The organism is Anaerobacterium chartisolvens (genome assembly GCF_003337415.1).
In the GTDB taxonomy this organism is placed as follows: Bacteria; Bacillota; Clostridia; order Acetivibrionales; family DSM-27016; genus Anaerobacterium; species Anaerobacterium chartisolvens.
Window position 1 is genome coordinate 16,585 of record NZ_QPJT01000035.1, and the last position, 22,985, is coordinate 39,569.

At 46.1% G+C, this 22,985-nt stretch carries 8 protein-coding genes, 1 tRNA gene and 1 rRNA gene; 1 reads left to right on the forward strand and 9 read right to left on the reverse strand.

Annotation, left to right across the window (positions count from 1 at the left end; translation table 11 throughout):
* Positions 1-195 precede the first annotated feature (195 nt).
* From DFR58_RS19540 to DFR58_RS19550, 3 genes are read right to left on the reverse strand one after another with little or no spacing between them, the layout of a single operon-like run.
* Complete coding sequence (locus DFR58_RS19540; RefSeq protein WP_114299836.1) at positions 196-9,528, reverse strand: type I polyketide synthase; 9,333 nt, start codon at positions 9,526-9,528, stop codon at positions 196-198.
* Positions 9,518-10,756, reverse strand: a complete 1,239-nt coding sequence (locus DFR58_RS19545) for an MFS transporter (RefSeq protein WP_114299838.1) — start codon at positions 10,754-10,756, stop codon at positions 9,518-9,520. Before DFR58_RS19545 ends, DFR58_RS19540 begins: the two co-directional genes overlap by 11 nt.
* A gap of 11 nt (positions 10,757-10,767) precedes the next feature.
* On the reverse strand, positions 10,768-16,878 hold the full coding sequence (locus DFR58_RS19550; protein WP_114299840.1) for a non-ribosomal peptide synthetase: 6,111 nt from the start codon (positions 16,876-16,878) through the stop codon (positions 10,768-10,770).
* A gap of 300 nt (positions 16,879-17,178) precedes the next feature.
* Between DFR58_RS19550 and DFR58_RS19555 the strand changes: the two genes are divergently transcribed.
* Positions 17,179-17,574: an FMN-binding protein gene (locus DFR58_RS19555; RefSeq protein ID WP_170138239.1), complete on the forward strand. Its 396-nt coding sequence runs from the start codon at positions 17,179-17,181 to the stop codon at positions 17,572-17,574.
* A gap of 83 nt (positions 17,575-17,657) precedes the next feature.
* Here DFR58_RS19555 and DFR58_RS19560 read toward each other — a convergent pair whose 3' ends face one another.
* The 6 genes from DFR58_RS19560 to rrf all read right to left on the reverse strand — a co-directional run.
* Positions 17,658-18,275, reverse strand: a complete 618-nt coding sequence (locus tag DFR58_RS19560) for an HAD family hydrolase (RefSeq protein ID WP_114299844.1) — start codon at positions 18,273-18,275, stop codon at positions 17,658-17,660.
* Between the two features lie 136 nt (positions 18,276-18,411).
* Complete coding sequence (locus tag DFR58_RS19565; protein WP_114299846.1) at positions 18,412-20,202, reverse strand: phosphoenolpyruvate carboxykinase (GTP); 1,791 nt, start codon at positions 20,200-20,202, stop codon at positions 18,412-18,414.
* A gap of 255 nt (positions 20,203-20,457) precedes the next feature.
* The gene (locus DFR58_RS19570) at positions 20,458-21,285 is read right to left on the reverse strand and encodes an alpha/beta fold hydrolase (RefSeq protein WP_242987737.1); all 828 of its coding nucleotides are present in this window, start codon (positions 21,283-21,285) and stop codon (positions 20,458-20,460) included.
* Between the two features lie 4 nt (positions 21,286-21,289).
* Entirely contained in the window at positions 21,290-22,537 is a 1,248-nt protein-coding gene (locus tag DFR58_RS19575) for a putative glycoside hydrolase (RefSeq protein ID WP_207659289.1), read from the reverse strand.
* A 277-nt stretch (positions 22,538-22,814) separates the two neighbouring features.
* A tRNA-Asn gene (locus DFR58_RS19580) sits at positions 22,815-22,890 on the reverse strand.
* Positions 22,891-22,896: 6 nt separating this feature from the next.
* A 5S ribosomal RNA gene (rrf, locus tag DFR58_RS19585) occupies positions 22,897-22,985 on the reverse strand; the annotation flags it as partial.

A 22,985-nucleotide genomic window follows, 5' to 3' on the forward strand; every position in this document is an offset into this window, starting at 1 on the left:
CAGCTTGCCACCGCTACGGCATCATGGGGTACGGTTCCTATGCTTTCCCTTCGGTCCTACGCTGCGCTGCGGAAGCACAGGAATCCGTCCCCAAGATTCCTTCGCTACTTTTTTGCAAGAACTAAAGATTACTAAAAACCCGGAGACTGTCCCCGAAAAATGGGAAGGGCAGACACATTGGTCTGCCCCTCTTACTTACCCGCACAGCTCATCTTCAGGTGAAGCTCCCAGCTCCCGTTTCAATGCCTCAAGGCTTTCCTTTCTTTTTCTGGAATCCAGCTCATCTATAACGTTTATGCTTTTCAAGCCCTGCCGTGTCCCCATATGCCGTGTCTGTTCGGAATTTTGTGGCGCTATTTCGATTTGGTCTGAGGCACACTGGAATTCATCGGTAAAGCCCGCCTTATATGTACCGTTTTCAAAGGGGTATGGGGGAAGCGGCATAATCCTTCTGCCCGCCCCGAAAAATTTATTGACATTAACCGCCGCACCCGACACACACAGCGTCATAAGCATTTGCATAACGGCATCCACAGCGTTTGCCGAGGTGTCTACCCATGCAAGCGCGGCCTTGCTTTGGGGTGCTGCAAACGCATTTACAGCTTCATGTGAATTTCCTATATAAACCACCGTGTCCTTCTTCCCGGCAAACTCCTTAAGTCTCTCTGCAACGCTTTCGGTACATGCCGCACAATTTTTTAATATGCCGCTGACGCCGGGCTCTTTTTCAGAAATTACACCATGCGGGGTGTATATTTGGTATTTCTCAAGCACTTTAGGCGCGGATTCCTCCGAAAGAGCATCAATATCCTGACCCGCTATCGACGCCGCAGCCTGTTCAACGGTAATTACCCCCTTCAAGGCAGCCCATGCGACAGCGCTCACCCCGCCTGCCGTTACAGAATCAGGCTTTAGCCCCATATCCTTCAGCAAGGAGCCAAAGGCGTAATGGAACGATAATATCCCCATTCTTTTTTCAACACCTGCATCCTCCGTTTTTATTACTGTGCCGCAAATGCTCCGGCACTCCTCTATACTGTGCCGGAATATATCAAAGCGGCTTTTCAGAGCTTCTTCAAATTCGCTGCCCGCTACCGCACTGTCATCTGCGGCTATGTGCAGGGAGGTCTGCTTGTTAGGATTCGACCGCCCCTTTATTATACCCTGCAAATCATATCCCTTTTCTATTCTCGCGAGAGAATCCACAAGGCTTTGTCTCGAATGCACCGAGGCCATATATTTGCAAGCCATTTCCTTCTGCGAATTATACATTGAAAGGCACACCTCCCGCGCACTTATTTTCTCATTGGACAGTACGTGTTCCTTAAGACGCGCAGCTATATGCCGGGCTACCTCATCGGTTCTTGCTGTGATAAACAGCGGCAGAGGCCCGCCGCAATCCTCCGCAGTACCGGCCTGCTGTCTTTGGGGTGCCTCCTCAAGCACCACATGCGCATTTGTGCCCCCGAACCCGAAGGCATTAACACCGGCACGCAAGGGGTGCTCCGCTTCACTTTCCCATTTCCTTGGCTCATTATTAACCACATAAAAGGGAGTGTTTAAAAAGTTTATGTTAGGATTTGACTCAAGATAGTTTACTGTGTGGGGAATTGTTTTATTTTTAAGAGCAAGAGCCACCTTTATAAGGCTTATAATTCCAGCCGCCGAAAGCATATGCCCTATTGACGATTTAACCGAGCCAACCCCGCAAAAGCTCTTTTTGTCTGTAAACGAATTAAAGGCCCTCGTCATTCCTTCAATCTCTATAGGGTCGCCCAGAGGGGTACCGGTTCCGTGAGTCTCAATATATGAAACAGTCTCGGGGTTTATTCCACAGCTCCTGTATGCCGCTGTTATAGCCTCCGCCTGTCCTTGTGGCCTTGGTGCCGTTATTCCCTGCGAGCGTCCGTCATTGTTCACCGAGGATCCCTTTATTACGGCATATATATTGTCGCCTTCCTCCATTGCCTTTTTAAGAGGCTTTAGAAGTATAGCTCCCGCGCCCTCCGACAGAACCATTCCGTCGGCTCTCCTGTCGAACGGAAAGCAGTTTCCGCTTGGCGACAGGGCGGTAACCCTGCTTAAGCATACAAACGGCATGGGAGAAAGGTTTAAGTTTACGCCCCCCGCAACTGCCATTTCACACTGCCCTGAGCGTATGCTTTCGCACGCCATATGCACAGCCACAAGGGATGATGAGCAGGCCGAATTTACTATCAGGCTGGGGCCGGTTAAATTGAGGCAGTGGCTTACCCTCGCGGCTATCTGATTCATTCCGTTTCCTGCCACAGCGTCCGCTACAAGGTCTCCCGGACTCAGTATATTTACCACATCCTTTAAAACCTCCCTTTGCCCTTCACCGCTCAGCATATTAAAGCTGCTGTTTTGCGCAAGCCTTTTCTTAATAAGCATATAGGCTCTGTAGCCTGAGAAATGCTCCATATATGTATTTTGCTCCGAGCCTGCAAACACACCTATTTTGCTTGTCCTGTACCGTGAGGCACAGCCTGCGTTCTGCATCGCATCCCATGCCGCGGTCAGAAAAATTCTCTGCTGCGGATCGATTACTCCCGCTTCATTAGGCGATATTCCAAAGAACAGAGGGTCAAAATCAAACGGCTTTTTTATAAAGCCCCCTCTTTTAACGTATGTGGTAAATAGGGAATCTCCCTTGTCGTTAAAATGCTCATCCGCGTCCCATCTTTCTTTAGGTGTGTCTTCTATTACACATTTGCCATTTACCAGTATGTCCCAATACCGTTCAAGGCTATCGGCTCCCGGTATTCTAAGGCCTATCCCCACAATGGCAATATCCCCGTCGCATGTGCTTTGAGAGGTGTCATCCGCCACACTGCTTAAAGCTTGGGTCCTTCCCTCTCCCAAAGACGTATTTTGTAAAAGCGCGCTTTGTGAAAACGTGCTTTGTAAAAGCGCTTCCTGAATGTATTCCGCAAGAGCTTCGGGTGTCTGGTACTCAAAAATAAGCGTAGGGTAAAGCTCCATATCCAAAGCGTTGCCTATACTGCTTATCACCTTTGTAGCCTTAATGGAATCAATTCCTATTTCCATGAAATTTGCAGAGGTGTCAAGCCTTTCTACAGGAATATCCAGGCTGCGGGCTATTATTTCATACACTATCCTTCCCGCTTCTCTGGGGTTTTCGAAGCGCCTTGCGGCCTGCACCGCCTTATTTGAAGCTGGAATACCTCCTTCCTTTGCCTGCTTGTAATGCCCGTCTGCCTCCATAGTGTCAAAAACATGAATAACATTCTTTCTCTCGCAGGATATGGAAGCCAAAAACGCCTCAGCAGCACCTGCAGGAGGAAGGGGCTTAAGTCCCTGTGCCTTAACGGCAATGCGGGAAATATCTCCCACATGCTCGCCCATTCCCTTTTCGTCCCACAGTGAATAATTTATTGCAACGGTATGCCCGGGGAATTTTTTATCTCTCCTCACGCACGCATAGCTGTCAAGGAAAGCGTTTGCAGCGGCATAATCTCCAAGCCCGGCGCACCATGCCGTTTTTGATGCCGACACAGAGGACAGCATTGCAAAAAACTTAAGGGGCTGGTCTCTGGTAACCATGTCAGTTATTATTGTGCCTCTTACCTTGGGCCGCATAACCCTTTTCAACACTTCCTGTCCCTTGTGCAAAAGCTTAAAGCCTGAAGAATCCAGCTCTCCTGCCGCATGTATCACGCCATGTATGGGGCCGAATTCTCTGTTTGCCTGCTCTACGGCTCTCCTCATGGCTGCCTCGTCGCATACATCCGCCGTAATATAGCTTACACTTGCACCCATCCCCTGAAGTGCCGCAATAACGCCTCTCTTCCTGATTACAGCCGAATCACCGCTTTCCTCTCCGTCCGGCAGGCTGCCCCTTCCCGTCAGTACGAGGTTTATTCTGGCCTGCTTTGCCAGTGCCGACGCAATTTCACCTGCTACCGGGCTTGTCCCTCCCGTTATGAGATATGTGTCACCGTCGGAGATTGTTATTTCGCCGTTGCCGGACATATTCCTCACTCTTTCAAGCCCCCTCAAGTAGCGGGTTCCGCCTCTTACCGCTATAACAGCCTCGGAATTCCACTCTAAACCGGCTTGTGTGAAAAGCAGCTCCGACAATTGTAGGTCTGTATTATATTCGCTCATGTCCACATCAATTACAACGGCAGCTATCCCGCTGTTTTCCTCTGCGGCAGCCTGCCCGAATACCGAACCGATTGCCTGAAACGGATTGCCGTGCATCGACTCACCCTTGGGGCTGAATAAATTATCCGTCACAATCATCATTGATATATCTTTTAAGCCTCTGTCAACAGCCGCCTTGCTTATATTAATTACGCTCATTGCCGCCGCAGGGATATCCCCACAGGACAAATCCTCACAGTCCCTTTTGTCGGTATAATTCCACAGGTGTATTATTACAGATGCCTTTTGCGGGATATTGTCAAAAACCCTTTTATAGTCTTCGAAGCTTCCGGACTCAATTTTAAAAGCATTCTCCCCGTCAAAACTGAATTTATCCCCCGACGATATAAAATACACCGGATTTACTTGGCGCTCAAAGAAATTATTAAGCCCCGTTCCGGCTTTTCCATCGTTAAATACCAGCACCGCCCCTTGCGGCACTGTATTTTTTGCAGCATTGCTCTCAGCACTCCATACCCATTCATAAAACCATTCTACATGCTCCTGCCTGCCCCGTCTGTCTCCGAAATCCGGCTTCAGGGTCTTTCTGTCAAACGGATATACCGGCAGATCTATTATTTTGTGTGCAAAGTCCTTTTCAAACTCTCTCCAGTTAATTTTCAAGCCCGACGTATGCATCCTTCCCAGTGAATCCATAAACGCCTCAAGCGAAGCCCTCTTTCTGTCTATCAATGATATAGCGGTAATATCCCTGCCAAACGGCGCGGCATTTACCATTCCCGTAAGCGTCCTGTCAGGCCCCGCTTCAATAAACACATCCGCTCCCTTTTCCTTAAGCTGGCATATGCTTTGCTCAAATTCCACGGAAGATGTAATATGCCTCATCCAGTAGCCGCAATCGGGTGCTTCCTCCATCACTGTCCCCGTGACATTTGAAACAACAGGTATATGGGGAACCGAAAACCTTATATCCTTAAGCTCATTTTCAAACGCCTCAAGCATAGGCTCCATCAAAGGACTGTGGAACGCGTGAGATACATTCAGCCTCTTATATCCCACTCCCCTGTTATTAAGAATTGCTATAAGCTCCTCCACCCTTTCCGAAGATCCCGATACAACCTGATGGCTTATATTATATCCCGCAATACACAAGCCGTCGGCAATCCCCTTAGCAGCGGCCTCAACCGCAGCCGATGGAGCAAATACCGCAGCCATTGCTCCTGCGGAATGCAATTGGCTCATAAGCCTTCCTCTGGCTGAAACAGCCCTTGCGGCATCCTTTAAGCTTACCGCACCGGCAAGACACGCCGCCGCCCATTCCCCTATGCTGTGGCCCAGCATGAAATCGGGCTGTATGCCTATGCTCATAAGGTATTTGCCTACTGAATAATCAATTGTAAAAATAATCGGCTGTGTAATATCGGTCTTGCAAAGAGCCTCCTCAGACGCATCCTCTCCATAAATCAGTTGTGTAATCTCTTTATCCATATAAGGCCGAAAGGCCTCCCCGCATTCATCCACAATGTGTCTGAAGGAGGGTATGCTAAGGTATAGGCTTCTGGCCATTCCCACGTATTGAGATCCCTGTCCCGTAAACATAAAAACCGTCTTATGCTTTTGTGCAGGAGCGGCCTCGTGCGCTTTTACACCCTCCAGCCTGCGAAGCAGCTCCCCGGCGGAGGATGCGGTAATTGCACACCTGTATTTCATGCCTGTGCGCGAAATATTTTCGGTATGGCAAATATCAGCCAGTCTGCACGCGGGGCTGGATTTGATAAAATTCAAAAGATTTTCCGCTTTAGTCGCAAGAGAGCTTGTGCTGGCGGCGGAAAGGCACAGTACATGCGCCGGAAGCTCCGACGCGCAGGGTACATCCGACGGCGCAGCGCCGGTATATTCCTCCAGCACCACATGGCAATTGGTTCCCCCGAAGCCGAAGGAGTTTATCGCCGCCCTTCGCGCCTTCCCGTTATCCCGCTCCCATGCCTTTGCCTCCTTAACGAGGTAGAAGGGGGTTTTCTCGAAGTTAATTATCCGATTAGGGGTTTTTGTATTAACCATAGGAGGAAGCTTTTTATTTAAAAGTGCCATAACAATCTTTATAAGGCTGCCAATGCCCGCTGCGCTTAAGAGATGACCTATATTGGCCTTAACAGAGCCTACTGCAATAGACTGTCCCTGCGGCTTCCAGCCGGCAAAGGCATTGGAAAGCGCCCTTATTTCGCTCGGGTCGCCTATTTTAGTTCCTGTACCGTGCGCCTCGACATATTGAATTTCCGAAGGGTCTATTCCCCTCGACTCATAAAGGCGTTCTATCACTTCTCTTTGGCCATCGGGATTGGGTGACATAACTCCTATTGAATGTCCGTCATTGTTCACCATGCTGCCCTTTATTACAGCCATTATCCTGTCACCGTCCGCCACGGCCTTAGAAAGCGTCTTAATCATAACTAAGCCCGCGCCTTCGCCCGGTACAAAGCCGTCCGCCTCTTCATCAAAAACCCTTGCGCGTCCCGATGCCGAAAGTGCCCCCGCGCTGCTGAAATAGACATATGGAGTGGGCGTAAGCAAAAGGCTTATTCCGCCCACTGCCGCCATATCGCACTCTCCCCTTTTAAGTGCCTCACAGGCCAGATGAAGTGTCACAAGAGACGATGAGCACGCCGTGTCCACCACCATGCTCGGGCCCTTCAGGTTAAACTCCTGAGAGGTTCTTGCGGATATCATATTTAAAATGTTATCCACCAGAAGGTTTGGGTGTGTCTGTGTCACCCCGAAGGTACCCTTCCACTCCGACATAATGGCCTCCTGCTGCTGCAAAGACAGCGCGGAGAAGCTTTCAAAGCCCTGAAGCTGCTTGCTGCTAAGAGTGCTTAAGTGATACTCATAGTAGCTGTTTGTGCTTGCTCCCACAAACAGTCCCACTCTTTTTCCGCTGACATCCTGCCTTGTATATCCCGCTCTTTCCAGCAGCTCGTAAAACAGCTCAAGCATTATTCTCTGCTGCGGGTCCATTACCGCCGCTTCCTCGTCCGTAATATTAAAAAATTTACAGTCGAAGTCATACGGGTTAGCTATAAAAGCCCCTGTCCTGCAATTTGTCCTTCCCTCTGCGGGAGTTGGGGAATAATATGCGTCAATATCCCACCTGTCCTTGGGAATCTCCCTTATACTGCACCTTCCCTCCACAACATTCTCCCAGAAGGCCTCGGGAGAATCAGCGTCGGGGAAGCGGCATACAGCGGCTACAATTGCTATATCCTCATCCTCCGCATAGCCTTGCACCTCTGCTTCTTTATGCCTTTCCGTCTCTTTATCGGTATCTTCACAGCCTTTAAGCCGCTCAATATACCTGCCCATTTCACCGACAGTATGGCAGCTTATGAGAATGTCATGCGTAAGCTCAATTTTAAATTCCTCCTCCATAAGGCTGAGTATCTGAATGGCCTTTATTGAAGTGCCACCCAGCGAAAGGAAGGGTGCGTCGGGAGGAATTGTGCCGCATGGCCTTCCCAATACCTCCGCCCATATATCAGTTATTCTTTCTGTGATGCGGCCTTCACCGTCATCTGACTTTGACTCCTTCCTCCTTTGGCTTCCAATGCCGTGCTCCAGTGCCAGCCTTGCAGCATCTATTGTGCCTGCTGAAAACTCCCCGTTTTTAAAGCCCTCTACCATTCTGAACCTCTGGATCTTTCCGCTGGTTGTTTTAGGTATTAAGGGTATGCTTATTATATAGTCTATAGGTATTCCAATAGTCTGGTTCACATGCTCAACTATGGAGGCATAGAAAGAGCCCGCGTCCTTATCTCCCATACGCATACTTGAGAAAAGCCCCACCTTTTCACGGCCTTCCGCCTCATCATGCCACCCGCACACTGCAAATCTTCCGCTTTCGGTGCCTTCCACCTCTTCAATTTTTGATTCTATATCATGAGCAAAAAAATTCTGACCGTTTACAAAAATTACATCCTTGATTCTCCCTGTAACGGTCAGCCGTCCTCCCTGCATAAAACCCATATCCCCCGTTTTGAGCCATTCATCCTGAAAGCTGCTTTTAGTGGCCTCGGGGTTGTTTATATACCCGGACGTGACATTAGGCCCGCTTATCTGTATTTCCCCCACAGTACCCTCCTGCACAACCTCACCATGCTCATCTGCAATTCTTACACTTATGCCCGGAACGGGATACCCCTCGTCGGCTAAAAGCAAGGCATCCCTCCTTCCGGCAGGAACCTTGACGGCTTTCGCCTCTCCCGTAAGCTTTTTACGGCTTACACAGTGGTGCAGGGCGGGCTTGCCTAAAGGTGAAAAGCATACCGCAAGACATGCCTCCGCCATTCCGTATACGGGGAACATGGCTGTGGGAGAAAGCCTGCAAGGCAGAAGGGAATTTGTAAACTCATGCATAAGAGACACCGATATAGGCTCGGCGCCATTAAACAACAGCCTTAGCGAGCTTAAATCCCATTTTTTGTAATTTTCTTCCTTTGCCTTTCTTAGCAGCAGCCTGTATCCAAAATTAGGAGAGCCGGTAATGGTTGCCTTATGCTTTGTAACGGTATCAAGCCACAGCGTAGGCCTTTTAACAAACTTGAAGGGTGTAATATTTATAAGATTAATTCCTATCGACATAGGCGCAAGCATAAAGCCTATCAGCCCCATATCATGATGGTACGGCATCCACCCCAGCATACTGTCATTACATGTAAACCCTCCCCCCCTTATTATTCCCTCTATATTTACAAGTAAATTGTCATGTGTAAGAACAACACCCTTCGGTATGTTTGTGCTACCCGAGCTGAATTGTATAAAAGCCGTCGTATGCGGTTCAGCAAGGCTTATTTCCCCCTGCCGCGCACTCTCCTTCAAAGAAGCGGAGTCAATCACCTTGAGCTCATCCGTTTGGAACACTTCCCCAATATCATTCTCCTTTTGCTTCATATTAAAGTCTGATATTATAACAGGCTTCTTTAATATGCTCCATACCGAAAGCATTTTTTCCAGAGACGCATTTTTTTTCTTGATAGAGGGAGGGTATGCAAGAGGTGCGGGAATAATACCCCCTAGAAGACATGCCCAGAAGGTTATCAAAAATTCCACATTGTCATCAAGTATAAGCAGTACATACTGCCCCGCCTTCAGTCCGCAATGCTGCATGGCACCCAAACGCTCGGTGGATTTTTTAAGTATTTCTTCGTATGACAGGAAAAGCTCGGCGTCGTTATCCTGAATAAATGTAATTCCGTTTTTTGCTGTGCCATGAGCCGCGTCAATAAGTATTCTGGCTATATTTCCCTTGCTCCTCAGCCACCCGTCTATATCAGCTCCCTTGCGGCAAGACAGCTTTACATCCTTATTTTTCTGATCACTTTTCATTCTCAATACCTCCTTGTGGTGAATTAATATAAAAATCCGAAAATTCGGAATCCTCTTCCTTCTCCTGTGCGCTCCGCACACCCTGCTTCAGTCCTCGCGTCAATGCCATAAGCACAAGAAATGCCGCAAAAAGAACAAAGCTCAACGTAAATATGTGATTATTACCCAGAGCGTTCATAAGCAAGGATGAAAGAAACGGGCCTGCGGCGGAGCCTATTCCATACGAAAACGTGAACATCGCAGTGCCCGACGAAATCTCGCTATGCGGCAAATCCTGAACCGACATGGCAAGTGAAAGGGGATACACAGGCCCCAGAGCAAAGCCGGCAATAAATGAAAATGCCATTCTCAGTATAAAATTATCAAGCATTACTATCCCAAAAATCGCGGCAAAGGATGCCAGTATAATTATAAAAAGGCACCTGCTTCTCCCCATCCTGTCCGACATCCTCGTAACAGGAACGATTCCTGTAATGCACCCTATTACGAATATTCCAAGGGCATAGCCCATAGCATCCACACTGTAGCCCTGCTTTAAAAGGAACAGGGGGTAAAGGGACACAAGCGTTGTTTCTGAAAATCCATATGCAAAGGAGCCGCACAGAGCGGTAAATATTTTTGAAAACACCTTTTCCCCGGCACCCGCGGGTATGGTGTGCACCTCCTTCAAGCCAAGCCTTATTAATGCAACAGCCGCAATCAGATATATTCCTCCGGCAGCAAAAGCCGCCCACGCAAGCCGTGCGTATATTAAGGAGCCGGTGACAGAGCTTATCACAAATCCCGACGCAAAAAGAAGGCTGTACATGCCGCTGACAGCACTTCTGGAATCATCCGGCGACGAGCTGTGCAGCGCCGCCTGTATGCCTACCATGTTAAAGCTTATACCTATTCCGGTAAAGCACATCAGCAAAAGCCATACAACAGTGTTGTGCACAAACGGGAATAAAAAGGTGCAAAGGGCTGCAATACACAGCCCGGCAACAATAATATTCCTTACATCCCTGCCCTTCATTTTATTGTTAATAATTACCGCTCCGACAGATAAAAATATGAAATAAGAGGAGGACACTATTCCTATCCATACATTGCCGGTGTTTTTAACCGTCATGTGGGCAGTAACCAGAGGGTTTATTATTCCCACCGCGCCTCCCACAAGCAGGGCTACTGCATAGTATACCGCCTTGCCTCCGGCAAAAAAAGAGTTCTTCTTAAATTCCGTATTCATACGCTATGCCCCTACCCCTTCAAAACCTGATTAAAAAGCGATGCCTGCTTAGAACCAAACCAATACATGTCCTGCTTTCCGTATACCTTCAATGCCTCTCCCGAAATACAATCCGATTTTGAGGACGCAAGAAACACAACAGTATCCGCCACCTTTTCAGGATGCATAGCCTTATCCCTGAAGGCTGCGGGAGCCATTCCTGTATCGACAAAGGAGGGGCACACGGCATTCACCTGTATGTTTTGGTGCTTAAGCTCCTCCGACATCGACCTTGTTATTCCCAGTATGCCGTGCTTGGATGCAGCGTAAGCGCTCATTAGAGGATATCCTATAAAGGATGAATCCGAGCCTATATTAATGATTTTGCCGGCGCTCTGCTTTACCATATGAGGCACTACCGCGCGGCAAAAATTATAGCTCCCGAAAAGATTTACCTTGACAATGCTCTGCCATTCCTCGGGATTTGAGTCCATGACAGAAACCATCTTTGTAATTCCGGCATTGTTTATAAGAATATCAATTCTTCCAAACCTCTCAACAATTCTATTTACCGCCCGCACTACCGAGTTATAGTCGCTTACATCGGCAGACAGAGCAATCACCTCCGCGCCTGTTCTCATAATTTCATCCGCCGTTTTCTGCAGTGAGCTCATGGTGCGCCCTATAACGGCGATATTTGCTCCCTCCCTTGCCATAGAAAGGGCTATAGCCCTGCCAAGTCCTCTTCCGCCTCCTGTAACTACGGCAACTCTTCCTGTAAGATTTCCGGAAGCCCTGCGATATTCTCCCGGCACCTTAATAGGCCGCAATTCTTCTGCCTCAACCAATAGGAGCATTTGCTTCAATTCCTCCATGTACTCATTTCCAATCCTGCTTATTACGTCTTGGGAATAATAATTTTTAGAATATTCCAGCTCTACAGTAAGGCTGCCGTTACATATGGAAAAGAAAACCTCAAGGACAGATATTCTCTTTTGATCAGGGTCTGAAAGCCTCCTGTCCGAATCCTCCTTTGTGAACCCAAATACACCCTCACCCATCAAATCCCTGTTTCCAAGATAGTTTGCCCTTACTGCCGTCAGCCTCTCATCGGGATACATATATGCCGGCAGGCTTTCGGCCGCAAGGTCATAGCTTATGCCGTTAAGCGGAGTTTTGTCAAGTCCGTCTCTTATTTTATCCACCAATCGCTGCCATGTATCATTTTCACCTACGCTGACAGGCAGGGGAAAGTTTATTGCAAAATTTCCGGGGGTATCAAAGAAGGTTCTTCCCTTTCCAAGATCCCTTCCATGCATCCTGTGGCTTACGATTACTCTCTCTCCTTTGCATGACTTGCTCAAAGCCTTATACAGCGGAGCAAGCAAAATAGGATATACATTTGAGCTGAAATGCTTTTTGGCCCTGCCAAGGAGAACAGAGGTGCCGGATCTCTCAAGAGTAAAGCTTTCCATTGCCGCAGACGCCTCATTGTTAGATCCGCCGCTTAGATCCATAGGCACTCCGAAAACAGGCATTTGCGTTGGAAATTGTTCCTTCCAGTATTTTGTATAGACCTCAAGATTATCCTTTCTCTCCTGCTCCACAAGCTGTACAAAATCCATATAAGAGGGTACAGGTTTAACTGAAGCCGCCCCGGTACCCTCTAAAATGTTGCGGTATATTTTCCACATTTCCTTAAACAGCAGTCCGTTTGTTATCATGTCGGATATAAGATGATGCCCTATAACGGAAATGTCAAAAACGTCGTCGGAGACCTTAACAGCAGCAATCCGTATCAGAGGCCATCGGTCAATCCGAAGCTCCTTTGCCTCTTGTGATATCATATCTCTTACCGCCGTATTCCTTTCATTTTCGTCCATATGGCACGCATCATAGAATCGAACCTCAACAGGCATTCCCTTAGGCAGCACCTTCTGATACCATTTAAAGTCCTTCCGCACAAACACGCACCTCAAGGAATCATGGCGATCAAGCAGCTCATTTACCGCCATATTAAACGCCTTTAAATCGAGAGGCTGCTTATATAAAAACCTAGTATATCCGCTCCAGGCATAAGGGTAGCTGAAGAATGACATAATCCAGCTCTGTGCGGGAGACAGGGGCATCAGGCTGCCTTCAGCAGTTTTCATCTTAAGCTGCTTATCTCCCCCCATCTCTTCTCCGCCGGAAGCACATGAAACACCGGATTTTTTCAAAGCCGTATGCTCCAAAGCCTTGCGGTCAAGCTTTCCATTCGCCGTTTTCGGAAGACAGTCCATCCACTCTATTCTGTGAGGAATCATATAGTCCGGGAGTTTTTTTGCAGCGACATTTTTAATTTCCATATCATCGGCCCTTCTGCCGGACAGCCACGCCATAAGCTGCTTTCTGTCGTCATCCTCGCCCACGGCAAGTACTGCCGCCTCATCCACTCCGGGGACAGAGCAAAGCACCGCTTCTATCTCCCCAAGCTCAATCCTGAAGCCCCTTATTTTGACCTGATTGTCTATTCTCCCATGATATTCATAGCTTCCGTCGGCATTTTCAGAGGTCAGGTCTCCCGTCCTGTAAATATACTGTCCGGGAATATCCTTAAACGGATTGGCAATAAAGCAGGCAGAGGTTTTTTCGGCATCATTCAGATATCCCTTGGCAAGCTGTACGCCTCCAATCCATAATTCTCCGATATCGCCCTTGGGCAGCTCCCTCATATTTTTATCAAGGTTTTTTATAAACACTCCGCTTATAGGCTTTCCGATGGGTATTCGAGTCTCGCCGTCCTCACCCGGCCGTTTGTTAATTATATGGCAGGTTACGTCAATAGACGCCTCTGTAGGCCCATATAAATTTGCCAGCCCTGCCGACATTCCGTTTCTGTCGATCCATTTCTGTATGTACGACATCGGGAGAGCCTCTCCGCTGAAAATAAGCCATCTCAATCCACTGAAATCATATGAATCGCCCTCAATGGCGTTTATAAATTCTCCAAAAAGAGACGGTACAAAATGCATTATGCTTATTTTTGCATCGGCAATCCACCTTGCCAGCTTCCACGGATTTTTCAACGTTTCCTTTCTCACAGGGCACACAGTTCCTCCATACATAAGCGGCCAGAACAGCTCCCACACCGATATGTCAAAGCAGCATGACGTTTTCTGCGCAACCCTTTCTCCCGGCCTTACCGAAAATGTATCCTGATGCCATTTAAGCCTGTTCATATAGCCGCGGTGGGCAAGCATAACCCCTTTTGGATTTCCTGTTGAGCCAGAGGTATAAAGAACAGTCATAAGATCGTCGGCCTCACTGCTGTACAGCGGCTCGTCTGAAGCTTGCCCTATCCATTCACCTCTCATCACCTGTGATATTTTCGGCAGGCTTAAAGCCCTGTCTCCGCCATCGAGATATGCCACAAGCTTTAGATCCCCGGTTTTTTCAAAAAGCGGTGCCAACTGTTCACGGAGTATATGCTCAGTTAAGATAACGCTTACTTTAGAATGATTCAGTATGTACTGTATACGCTCGGAAGGATAGGAAGGATCGACAGGTATATATGCCGCTCCGCATTTAAGGATTGCCAGCATTCCTATCAGCATGTTGGGGCCGGGCAATGCCATTATTCCCACAAACGCCCCCCTGCCTATGCCTCTGGCTTTTAAGAAGTTTGCAAGCCTGTTTGTAATGTCCTTAAGCGCGCCATAAGAAATCGTGCTGTCTTCAAACACTATGGCGGGAGCATCGGGAGTCAGCCTGCACTGCTGTACTATTTTCATGAACGGAATTTGAATTTCATAATCCTCCTCGCCGTCTTCCAAAGCATTCTCACCTGCTGTTGATCCATGCGCCTTTTCTATTGCTGCCCCCATTTCCGCAAGAGTCCCCGCCCCCAGAAGTATGCCTTTATCATTAATTTCATATTCTCTGGACAACAACGAAACCATCCGTATCCTTTGAAGAGAATCCATTCCAAGCTCTGCATCCAATGCCTTTTGCAGGTCGGCGGAACACGCCTTCCTGCCGCAAACCTCCTCAAAAAGCCTTATAAGAGTATTTTGCATGTCGCAGCTTACATGCTCCGCCTGCTTTTGGGGACGGTACGCGTGCTTGCTCCCCTCATAGGCCACTTGTCTTATGTTTTCCAGAAACTTACCCATAAGCATATCTATATAGGCCTCATCAAAAAATCCGCCGTCATAATTTGAGGTTATAAATATTTGCCCCTTAAATATCTCCACAAGATTATCTATCGTACCGGGGTTAGTGCATGTATATGCCTCATAGTCATACAGCTCAAGCTTCCCGCAGCATTCCTCAAGATATGTATTCCCTGTGAAGGAAAGATAGAGGTTGGATTTAATTGCGGCTCTTATAAAGGCCGACGACATCTCAGTCATTTTTCCGTTTTCCAGCATGTCCTGCCCTACAGTCATTTTAGCCGTTTGCAACGCCTGAGCCCTGTCAATCCCCCATGCTATCGCATGGTTTATTGTCTCCTTCACACTGTCTATCAGCGTTGCCCAATCGCCGCAAGCACCAGCCGTTTCAAAGCTCAAAGCCAGATTCTGAGCAAAGCACCCCGCTACCCCCGTTGCATCGGCGTTGGGATATACCCTGCCTCCCGTGGGAAGATTAAGAATCATGTCATTCTTATCATGCTCCTGCTGCTTTATCGTCCTTATATATGCACTGACAATAATGACAAAAAGAGATGCATTAAATACTGAGGTGCATGAAAGCAGCGAATTTACCGTTTCTTCATCAAGCCTGTATTTTTTAGTGCATGTGACCACTCCCTTGAAGGAGCCTTGGGGGAGACTTTTGCCGGCCCCATAAGGATTAAAAAAGTACTTCTCCTTGCCCTGCTTTTTAAGGTAATTATACAGCTCCCTGTTCTCATTCTCATCGCTCCAATTATTTATTTGGCGCGCAATATCGTTAAAGTCCGACGGCATCAGGGGCTGCGGCAGCTTTAAAGGGGTATTGCCTGTTTTGGAGGCATAAATGCTCATAAGCTCTCCAATTATTTTATGGTTTCCCAGACCGTCGCTTATTGTGTGATTGGCCGATAAAATAATTTCGTATTTGTCATTCTCTAAATATACCGCCTGAAGATTATGCAAAGGCCAGTTAAAAATATCGAATTTAGAATTAATTATATCCTCCATCCTTTTCTTAACAAAAGCCCTTTTGTGCTGCTCGTCAAGATGCCTGACGTCTTCTATGTCTATTGCAGGGGGTGTAGCGTCCCCTAAAAGGATCATAGAATAGTCTCCAAAGCTCTTTGCTTTTTGGCCTGCGGCAAATACCGCTCTTAACACAGGATTTCTTGCAATAACCTCTCTCCATGAATCCCACAGCGCTTTTTCGTCAAGCGTCCCCCTTATGCACACGCCTGAAACAATGGTAATGTTTGAAACAGCCATATATGCGGCAAGAAAAGGGTATTGGGCATTTACCATCTCAAGCTTCTCAGCCTCCCGAGGCAAGCCGCTGCCGGATAACTCCCTGTTCTTTGGCATACTTTTGTTATGGCACTGCACCCATTCCCCAAAAGCATCTATAATTTCGCCTACCGTTTGAAAAGTCATAAGAGATGAGACAGGGTACTTTGATGTAAAGCTGTCCAATTCATCTTCGGGAATTAACTTTATGAGCTCGTTCATTAGTGAAACCATTTTTATAGAGTCTATCCCCAAATCACTCTCTAAAAACATATCGTTCTCGATCTGACTTGCATTATGGCCCGTTATACCGGCTATTTTCTCAAGCACACTCTCTGCTATACCACATGCGGTAACAGTACAAGCAGGCTTTTCCGCTGCTTTTGCTTCAAGGCTCCGTTCCCTTTCCCCGGCATCCGGGCTTCTGCTCCACTCTTCAAAAACCTCTGTAATAGCGCCTACCGTCTCAAGAGACATAAGGTATGATACAGGATACTTCTCGGAAAACCTGCCCGACTGCTCCTCCGGCACCAGCTTCATAAGCTCGGTCATAAGTGAAACAGTTTTTATTGAATCAAGCCCCAAATCACTTTCAAGGTATGTGTCGTTATCAATATCTTTAATACTATGCCCCGTGATCCCTGAGATAGCACGGAAAACTGAATCCCTGACGTTTTGTCCGTATGTTTGTGTGTAAGACATATATACCACCTCTTGCTTTCAACACGTTTTATTTTTTTACTTATTTATTTTCTTATCATTTCTTTTTTGTAGTTTAATGTATTTATATTCCAAAATAATACATATGTTTTAACTCCATCTTAATTTTATGTTAAATATTTCTTTACTATAAAAATAAAGGTTTTAAAAGTGAACACCTAATAACTTAAAACATAACATGGAATTAATATACAATTAACATTCCACGCTTACAATTACATATTAAATTGTGCATTTTAGGTGTAATATATTAACAACATGACAAGGGAGGGAAATATGTTTATGAACAAGAAAGTGTTTTTAGGTATAGCCGCCTTTATAGTTATTATCGCTGTGGCTTTTGCGGCCAGATATCTGTATCAGCTAAAAAAATACAAGGATATGGTATCAAATATACAACTGTCCGGTATAAACTTATCCACGCTGGAAAACGGTGTATATACCGGCTCATACAATGCTGTTATGATCGCTGTTGATGTGGCGGTAACAGTTAATAATCATAAGATAGAAAGCATAGAGCTTATAAAACATGAGCACGAAAGAGGAGCACCCGCAGAGGCGGTAATTGACAGGGTAGTGGAGTCACAGTCTCTGAACGTAGATACCGTTTCCGGCGCTACAAACAGTAGCCGGGTAATTCTCAAGGCAATTGACAATGCTTTAAACTCCGAGGGATGACACCATATAAATAAATCCGGCCAACGCAGGTTTGTCCCTGTATTGGCCGGATTTCATAAAAAGCCTGTAACTTCCGTATAAAATTAAACAACACCTGCAATATTCCCCGGCTGCTTAAAATTATACATAGCCTCTATCCCTTCAAGGCTTCTTGCCCCCCATAACGCCAGAGCAAAATCCACTCCCGCGTCCCTTGCACACATATAATCATATACGGTATCCCCTATATAAAGAGCCTCTGATACATCGGCACCCATCAGCTCAAGAACCTTTAAAAGCGGCTCGGGATGAGGCTTATGCCTTGGCGTGTCGTCGGCGGATATTACATGCTGAAAGTACTTCATAAGGCTTTTAAGGCACGGGTCCTGCGTAACCTCTATTTTGTCTCTCGAGGAAACTATCCCCATAGCAATGCCCTTTTCATGCAGCGTACCAAGAATTTCTTCAATCCCATCAAATGCTTTTGTCTTTTCAAAAAATTCAAGGAGGTAGCTGCGGTAGCTGTCAATCATACCACGGCTGTTTTCAATCCCCAGCTTTACCAAAACCTCCCCGGTGGGAACTCCATATGCCATCTTCATTTGTTCATCTGTAAATTTTTTTCCCAGCTTTTCATAAATCAGCCTGCTATAAGCGGCAAAAACAGCTTGCTCCGTATTAATCAACGTTCCGTCAACATCAAATATTATATACTTATACATTTTAGACTCCCATTAATATAAAACTGGCCGACAAGCCGGATTAAACTTTATAAAGTCTCCCCCAAAACTTATCGGCCAGTCCATATTCATAAATTCATATAAGGTGTGTAAATCAAATCCGAATACTACTGTAAAATTACTCCTGAAGCCTCTTCTCAAGAGCATCAACCTGAGAAAGCAGCTCCTTAGGAAGCTTTTCGCCAAACTTTGCGTAATGCTCCTTAATAGAAGCAACCTCTTTAAGCCACTCTTCCTTGTTGACCTTAAGCAGCTCCTTTACATCCTCTGCGCTTATATCCAGTCCCTCAAGGTAAAGGGCATCCTCTGTAGGCATATAGCCTATAGGAGTCTTAACAGCCTTTCCTTCTCCTGAGGTTCTCTCAATAACCCATTTAAGAACGCGGCTGTTTTCACCAAATCCGGGCCACAGCCACTTACCGTCACTATCCTTACGGAACCAGTTTACATAGAATATCTTAGGCAATTTGTCCTCTGTGGATTTTGTACCTATGTTTAACCAGTGCTGCAAGTAATCACAAACATTATATCCGAAGAACGGAAGCATTGCAAACGGGTCACGGCGAACCTGACCTATATTTGCGGAAATAGCTGCAGCAGTGATTTCAGAACCCATTATTGATCCCATAAACACTCCATGCTTCCAGTCAAAACTTTCATGAACCAACGGAATAGTGCTGGGGCGGCGTCCGCCTATCAATATTGCGGAAATAGGCACTCCAGCCGGATCCTCCCACTCGGGAGCAATTACGGGGCACTGGCCTGCGGGTGCAGTAAAGCGGGCGTTTGCATGAGCCGCAAGCTCTTTTGAATCAGGTGTCCAGTCATTTCCCTTCCAGTCTATAAGGTGATCGGGAGCAGACGTTCCTATACCCTCCCACCAAACATCTCCGTCATCAGTAAGGGCAACGTTGGTAAATATGGTGTTCTTCTCGGTGCTGTGCATAGCATTAGGATTTGAGTCCATGGAAGTACCCGGAGCAACCCCAAAGAAGCCTGCTTCAGGATTAATAGCATACAGGCGGCCATCCTCACCGAACTTCATCCACGCTATATCGTCACCAATGGTTTCAACCTTCCATCCGGGGATAGTAGGCACAAGCATTGCCAGATTTGTCTTTCCGCAAGCACTTGGGAAAGCGCCTGTAACATACTTCTTATTTCCTTGGGGATCAGTAAGACGGAGTATGAGCATATGCTCAGCCAGCCAGCCTTCATCACGGGCAAGCACTGAAGCAATACGAAGTGCAAAGCACTTTTTGCCTAAGAGAGCGTTTCCGCCGTATCCTGAACCGTAGGACCATATGAGCCTTTCCTCGGGGAAATGGCTGATGTATTTTTTCTCTATAGGAGCGCAGGGCCAAGCCACGTCCTTCTGACCCTCCTCGAGAGGAGCGCCTACCGAATGAAGGCAAGGCACGAATTCACCGTCACCTAAAGCTTCAAGCACAGCCTTACCCATACGGGTCATAATGCGCATGTTGACAACAACATAAGGGCTATCGGTAAGCTCAATACCAATTTTTGATATTGGAGAGCCTATAGGACCCATAGAAAATGGAATAACATACATCGTTCTTCCCTTCATGCAGCCCTTGTACAATTCTTTCATTGTGGCCTTGAGCTCGTCAGGATCAACCCAGTTGTTGGTAGGGCCTGCATCCTCCTTATTCTTGGAAGAAATAAAGGTTCTGTCCTCTACACGGGCCACATCGGATGGGTGGCTGCGGAACAGATAACACCCCGGACGCTTTTCAGGATTTAAGGGGGTAGCCATTCCTACGTCAACCATCATCTTAAGCAGGCGTTCATTTTCTTCCTCGGTGCCGTCACACCAGTATATTTCATCCGGCTGGCACATATCTGCCATCTCTTTTACCCAATCTTGCAACTTTTTGTTTACAGTCATATAAATTCTCCCTTCAAATAGATTATTTATGTTATTGCGAATTGCAATAGCAATGCTTCGAGACTTCACTTTAGTTATTAGAACAATGCATTTAGTTAATTTTTTCACTAACTATCCTAACACAAAACAATGAAAATATCAACAATTCTTTTAGTATTTAAAGCCTTTTTTAGGCAAAACTTAATTTATTTTAATCAATGCCATTAGACTCCTCATGCAGTATTCAAATCGTCATATTGCAAAAGCAGTATATTTTTACATACAAATTCCATAGTACACACTTAAAAATTTATTCAGCCATTTATTAAGCTCATGGGAATTATCCTGATTTGAACAATGTCCCGCATCGTTAATCAAATGAAATTCACACTTATCCTCGCGCAGCGCCCATGCTTGAGAAGCTTTCTTTATATTGCACAGCTTGTCATTTTCCCCGCACAAAAGCAGCATCTCTCTATTTATTCTATAATTCTTTTCATAATGCATACAGGCAATAGTTTCAAAGAGCATGGTGCTGAAATTCTTTTTACCTGTTAATTGGAAAACCTCTTTCAGATAGCCTTGAACATGGGCTTTATCCGAACTCATTCTGGCAGAGTAGACAACCATATACTTCCACGGCAATAGCCGCAATAGAACAGGTGCGGAATTCATAAGCAGCCTCTCATAAAGTGAAAGCTTCATTGTATTGCAGGTGCAATCAATTAATACCATGCTTTCTACCTTGTCCGGATGATAAAAAAGCAGCTCCTGAGACGTGTTTCCACCCATGGATTGGCCTATAAGAGTTGCTTTATCTATCTTTTCCCTGCACATAATTTCGATTAAATCAGAAACCAGTAGCTTTATGCTAAATTGCTTTCCCATAGGTCTCGACAACCCATGTCCTCTGGCGTCCCACAGCAGAATTTTGAATCTGCCGGCAAATACAGGTATCTGCTCACTAAACATTCTATGATCTGTTCCTGCACCGTGCAAAAATACAAGCCATGGACCTCCGCAATCCCGCGATATCCAATAGTATATATTGCAGTCGTCCTTGTGCATTACCTTTTGTTCAAGAAGCTCGGTATATTCATTCACCAGTCTAATTACCCTCTTTTAAAAATGCCTCTTCGGAGTATGTGTTTTTTGAATCCCATAATATCCACTCCTCATAGCCTGCATCATAAACAGCCTTTATTTGCTGTTTTACCTGCTCCGCGCCGTACGACATGTAATACCCCTTGCCCAGCCATGTAGCGGTAAAATCCTGAAGATACGGCCGCACATTGGCTTTATACTCAGGGACCTTGGCTATCCTGTCCTTTGCCTTTGCCAAGCTGTTATATACAACGCCGTACGGCTCAAAATCCGGCTTTGCATATTTTACACCGTTTACCTGCTGCCCTACAGCATAATGAGAAGGATATACCATAGGACAAATATAATCTATGTCTTTTCCAACGAGCTCAAGGTACTGCCCTATATCCTCCGTGTCGGCAGGACTTTCGCATATTATCCCGAAAACGTCGGCCGACAGAACAACCCCCGGAAGTTCCTTGCGCGCATATGCAAGGAAGTCATTTATGACCTCGTACTTTTCCTTCTCGGTGTTGCCAAAAACCATTGCTTTTTTATTTCCGTCATTTGCAAACCTTACATAATCAAACTGTATTTCATCAAAGCCTTTATCAACGGCTTCTCTGGCTATATCAATAAGATACGGCCATGAATCCTTATTATATGGATTCAGCCATGTTTTATCCTTCTTATCCTTCCACAGGCCTCCCTTAGAGTGCTTTATGGCCAATTCCGGTTTTTCAGACGACAGAACGGGGTCTTTGAAGCACACTAACCTGCCTATTATATATACCCCATTATCATGAAATTCTTTTAAAACCTTGTCTGCGTTGTATTTCTTTTTCCATGCATTAATTTCTCTGACAGCAGGCACATTGGACTCATATCCCACCAAACCGTCATCATCCTTAATATCTATTACGTATGAGTTGATTTCAGTAGTTTTGGCAAGATTAATAAAATGTTGAACCTTGTCGGAGCTTCCCACTGTCCATCCCGTTAAATACAGAGCCTTAGCCTTTACAGCCTTTCGAGGCTCTTTTTGCGCATTATCAACTCCACCACTTTCATTTTCGCCGGTCTTGTCGGGCTCAGAAGGCGAATTGGTGTTACTTTCGGAAGTTGTTTGCTGGGGAGTGTTGTCGGAGGTAGACCCGTTTTTTACAATATCCTCCTGATTAACACCGGGGTTTTTCCCGCATCCTGTAATTGAAGCGAATACTAATATTGTCATAGCCAATACGACTATACATAAAATGGCACTTCTTTTCATAGTGTGCAGCTCCTTAGAAGTTATTATTTTATTTAAAAAGTCCTGATGTGACTTTTTTTCCATTCTCACATGCATAAATTTCTTATATTTTAATGCATTTACATTTTACACTTCATACTATTTATAATGGTTAAAAAATATTTAAATATTACGGTAAACTTATGCAAAATAGTTTAAGCTTATGCAATACTAAGAATTTATCAGAAAATTAGAATTAAAACAAGCTTTATATGTTAAAAAAATAATAAAAAAAGGAAAGAATTAAATTCTCTCCTTTTGGCTCCCCAAGTAGGACTCGAACCTACGACCCTGCGGTTAACAGCCGCATGCTCTACCAACTGAGCTATTGAGGAATATAGATCTGGCAGAGACCTGCTTTCCCGGGCCGTCACCAGCCAAGTATCATCGGCACTGAGAAGCTTAACTGCCGTGTTCGGTATGGGAACGG

Coding starts and splice junctions, on each gene's coding strand:
- DFR58_RS19540 (WP_114299836.1), bottom strand. CDS start 9,528: ATGAAAAGTGATCAGAAAAATAAGGATGTAAAGCTGTCTTGCCGCAAG.
- DFR58_RS19545 (WP_114299838.1), bottom strand. CDS start 10,756: ATGAATACGGAATTTAAGAAGAACTCTTTTTTTGCCGGAGGCAAGGCG.
- DFR58_RS19575 (WP_207659289.1), bottom strand. CDS start 22,537: ATGAAAAGAAGTGCCATTTTATGTATAGTCGTATTGGCTATGACAATA.
- DFR58_RS19555 (WP_170138239.1), top strand. CDS start 17,179: ATGAACAAGAAAGTGTTTTTAGGTATAGCCGCCTTTATAGTTATTATC.
- DFR58_RS19565 (WP_114299846.1), bottom strand. CDS start 20,202: ATGACTGTAAACAAAAAGTTGCAAGATTGGGTAAAAGAGATGGCAGAT.
- DFR58_RS19560 (WP_114299844.1), bottom strand. CDS start 18,275: ATGTATAAGTATATAATATTTGATGTTGACGGAACGTTGATTAATACG.
- DFR58_RS19550 (WP_114299840.1), bottom strand. CDS start 16,878: ATGTCTTACACACAAACATACGGACAAAACGTCAGGGATTCAGTTTTC.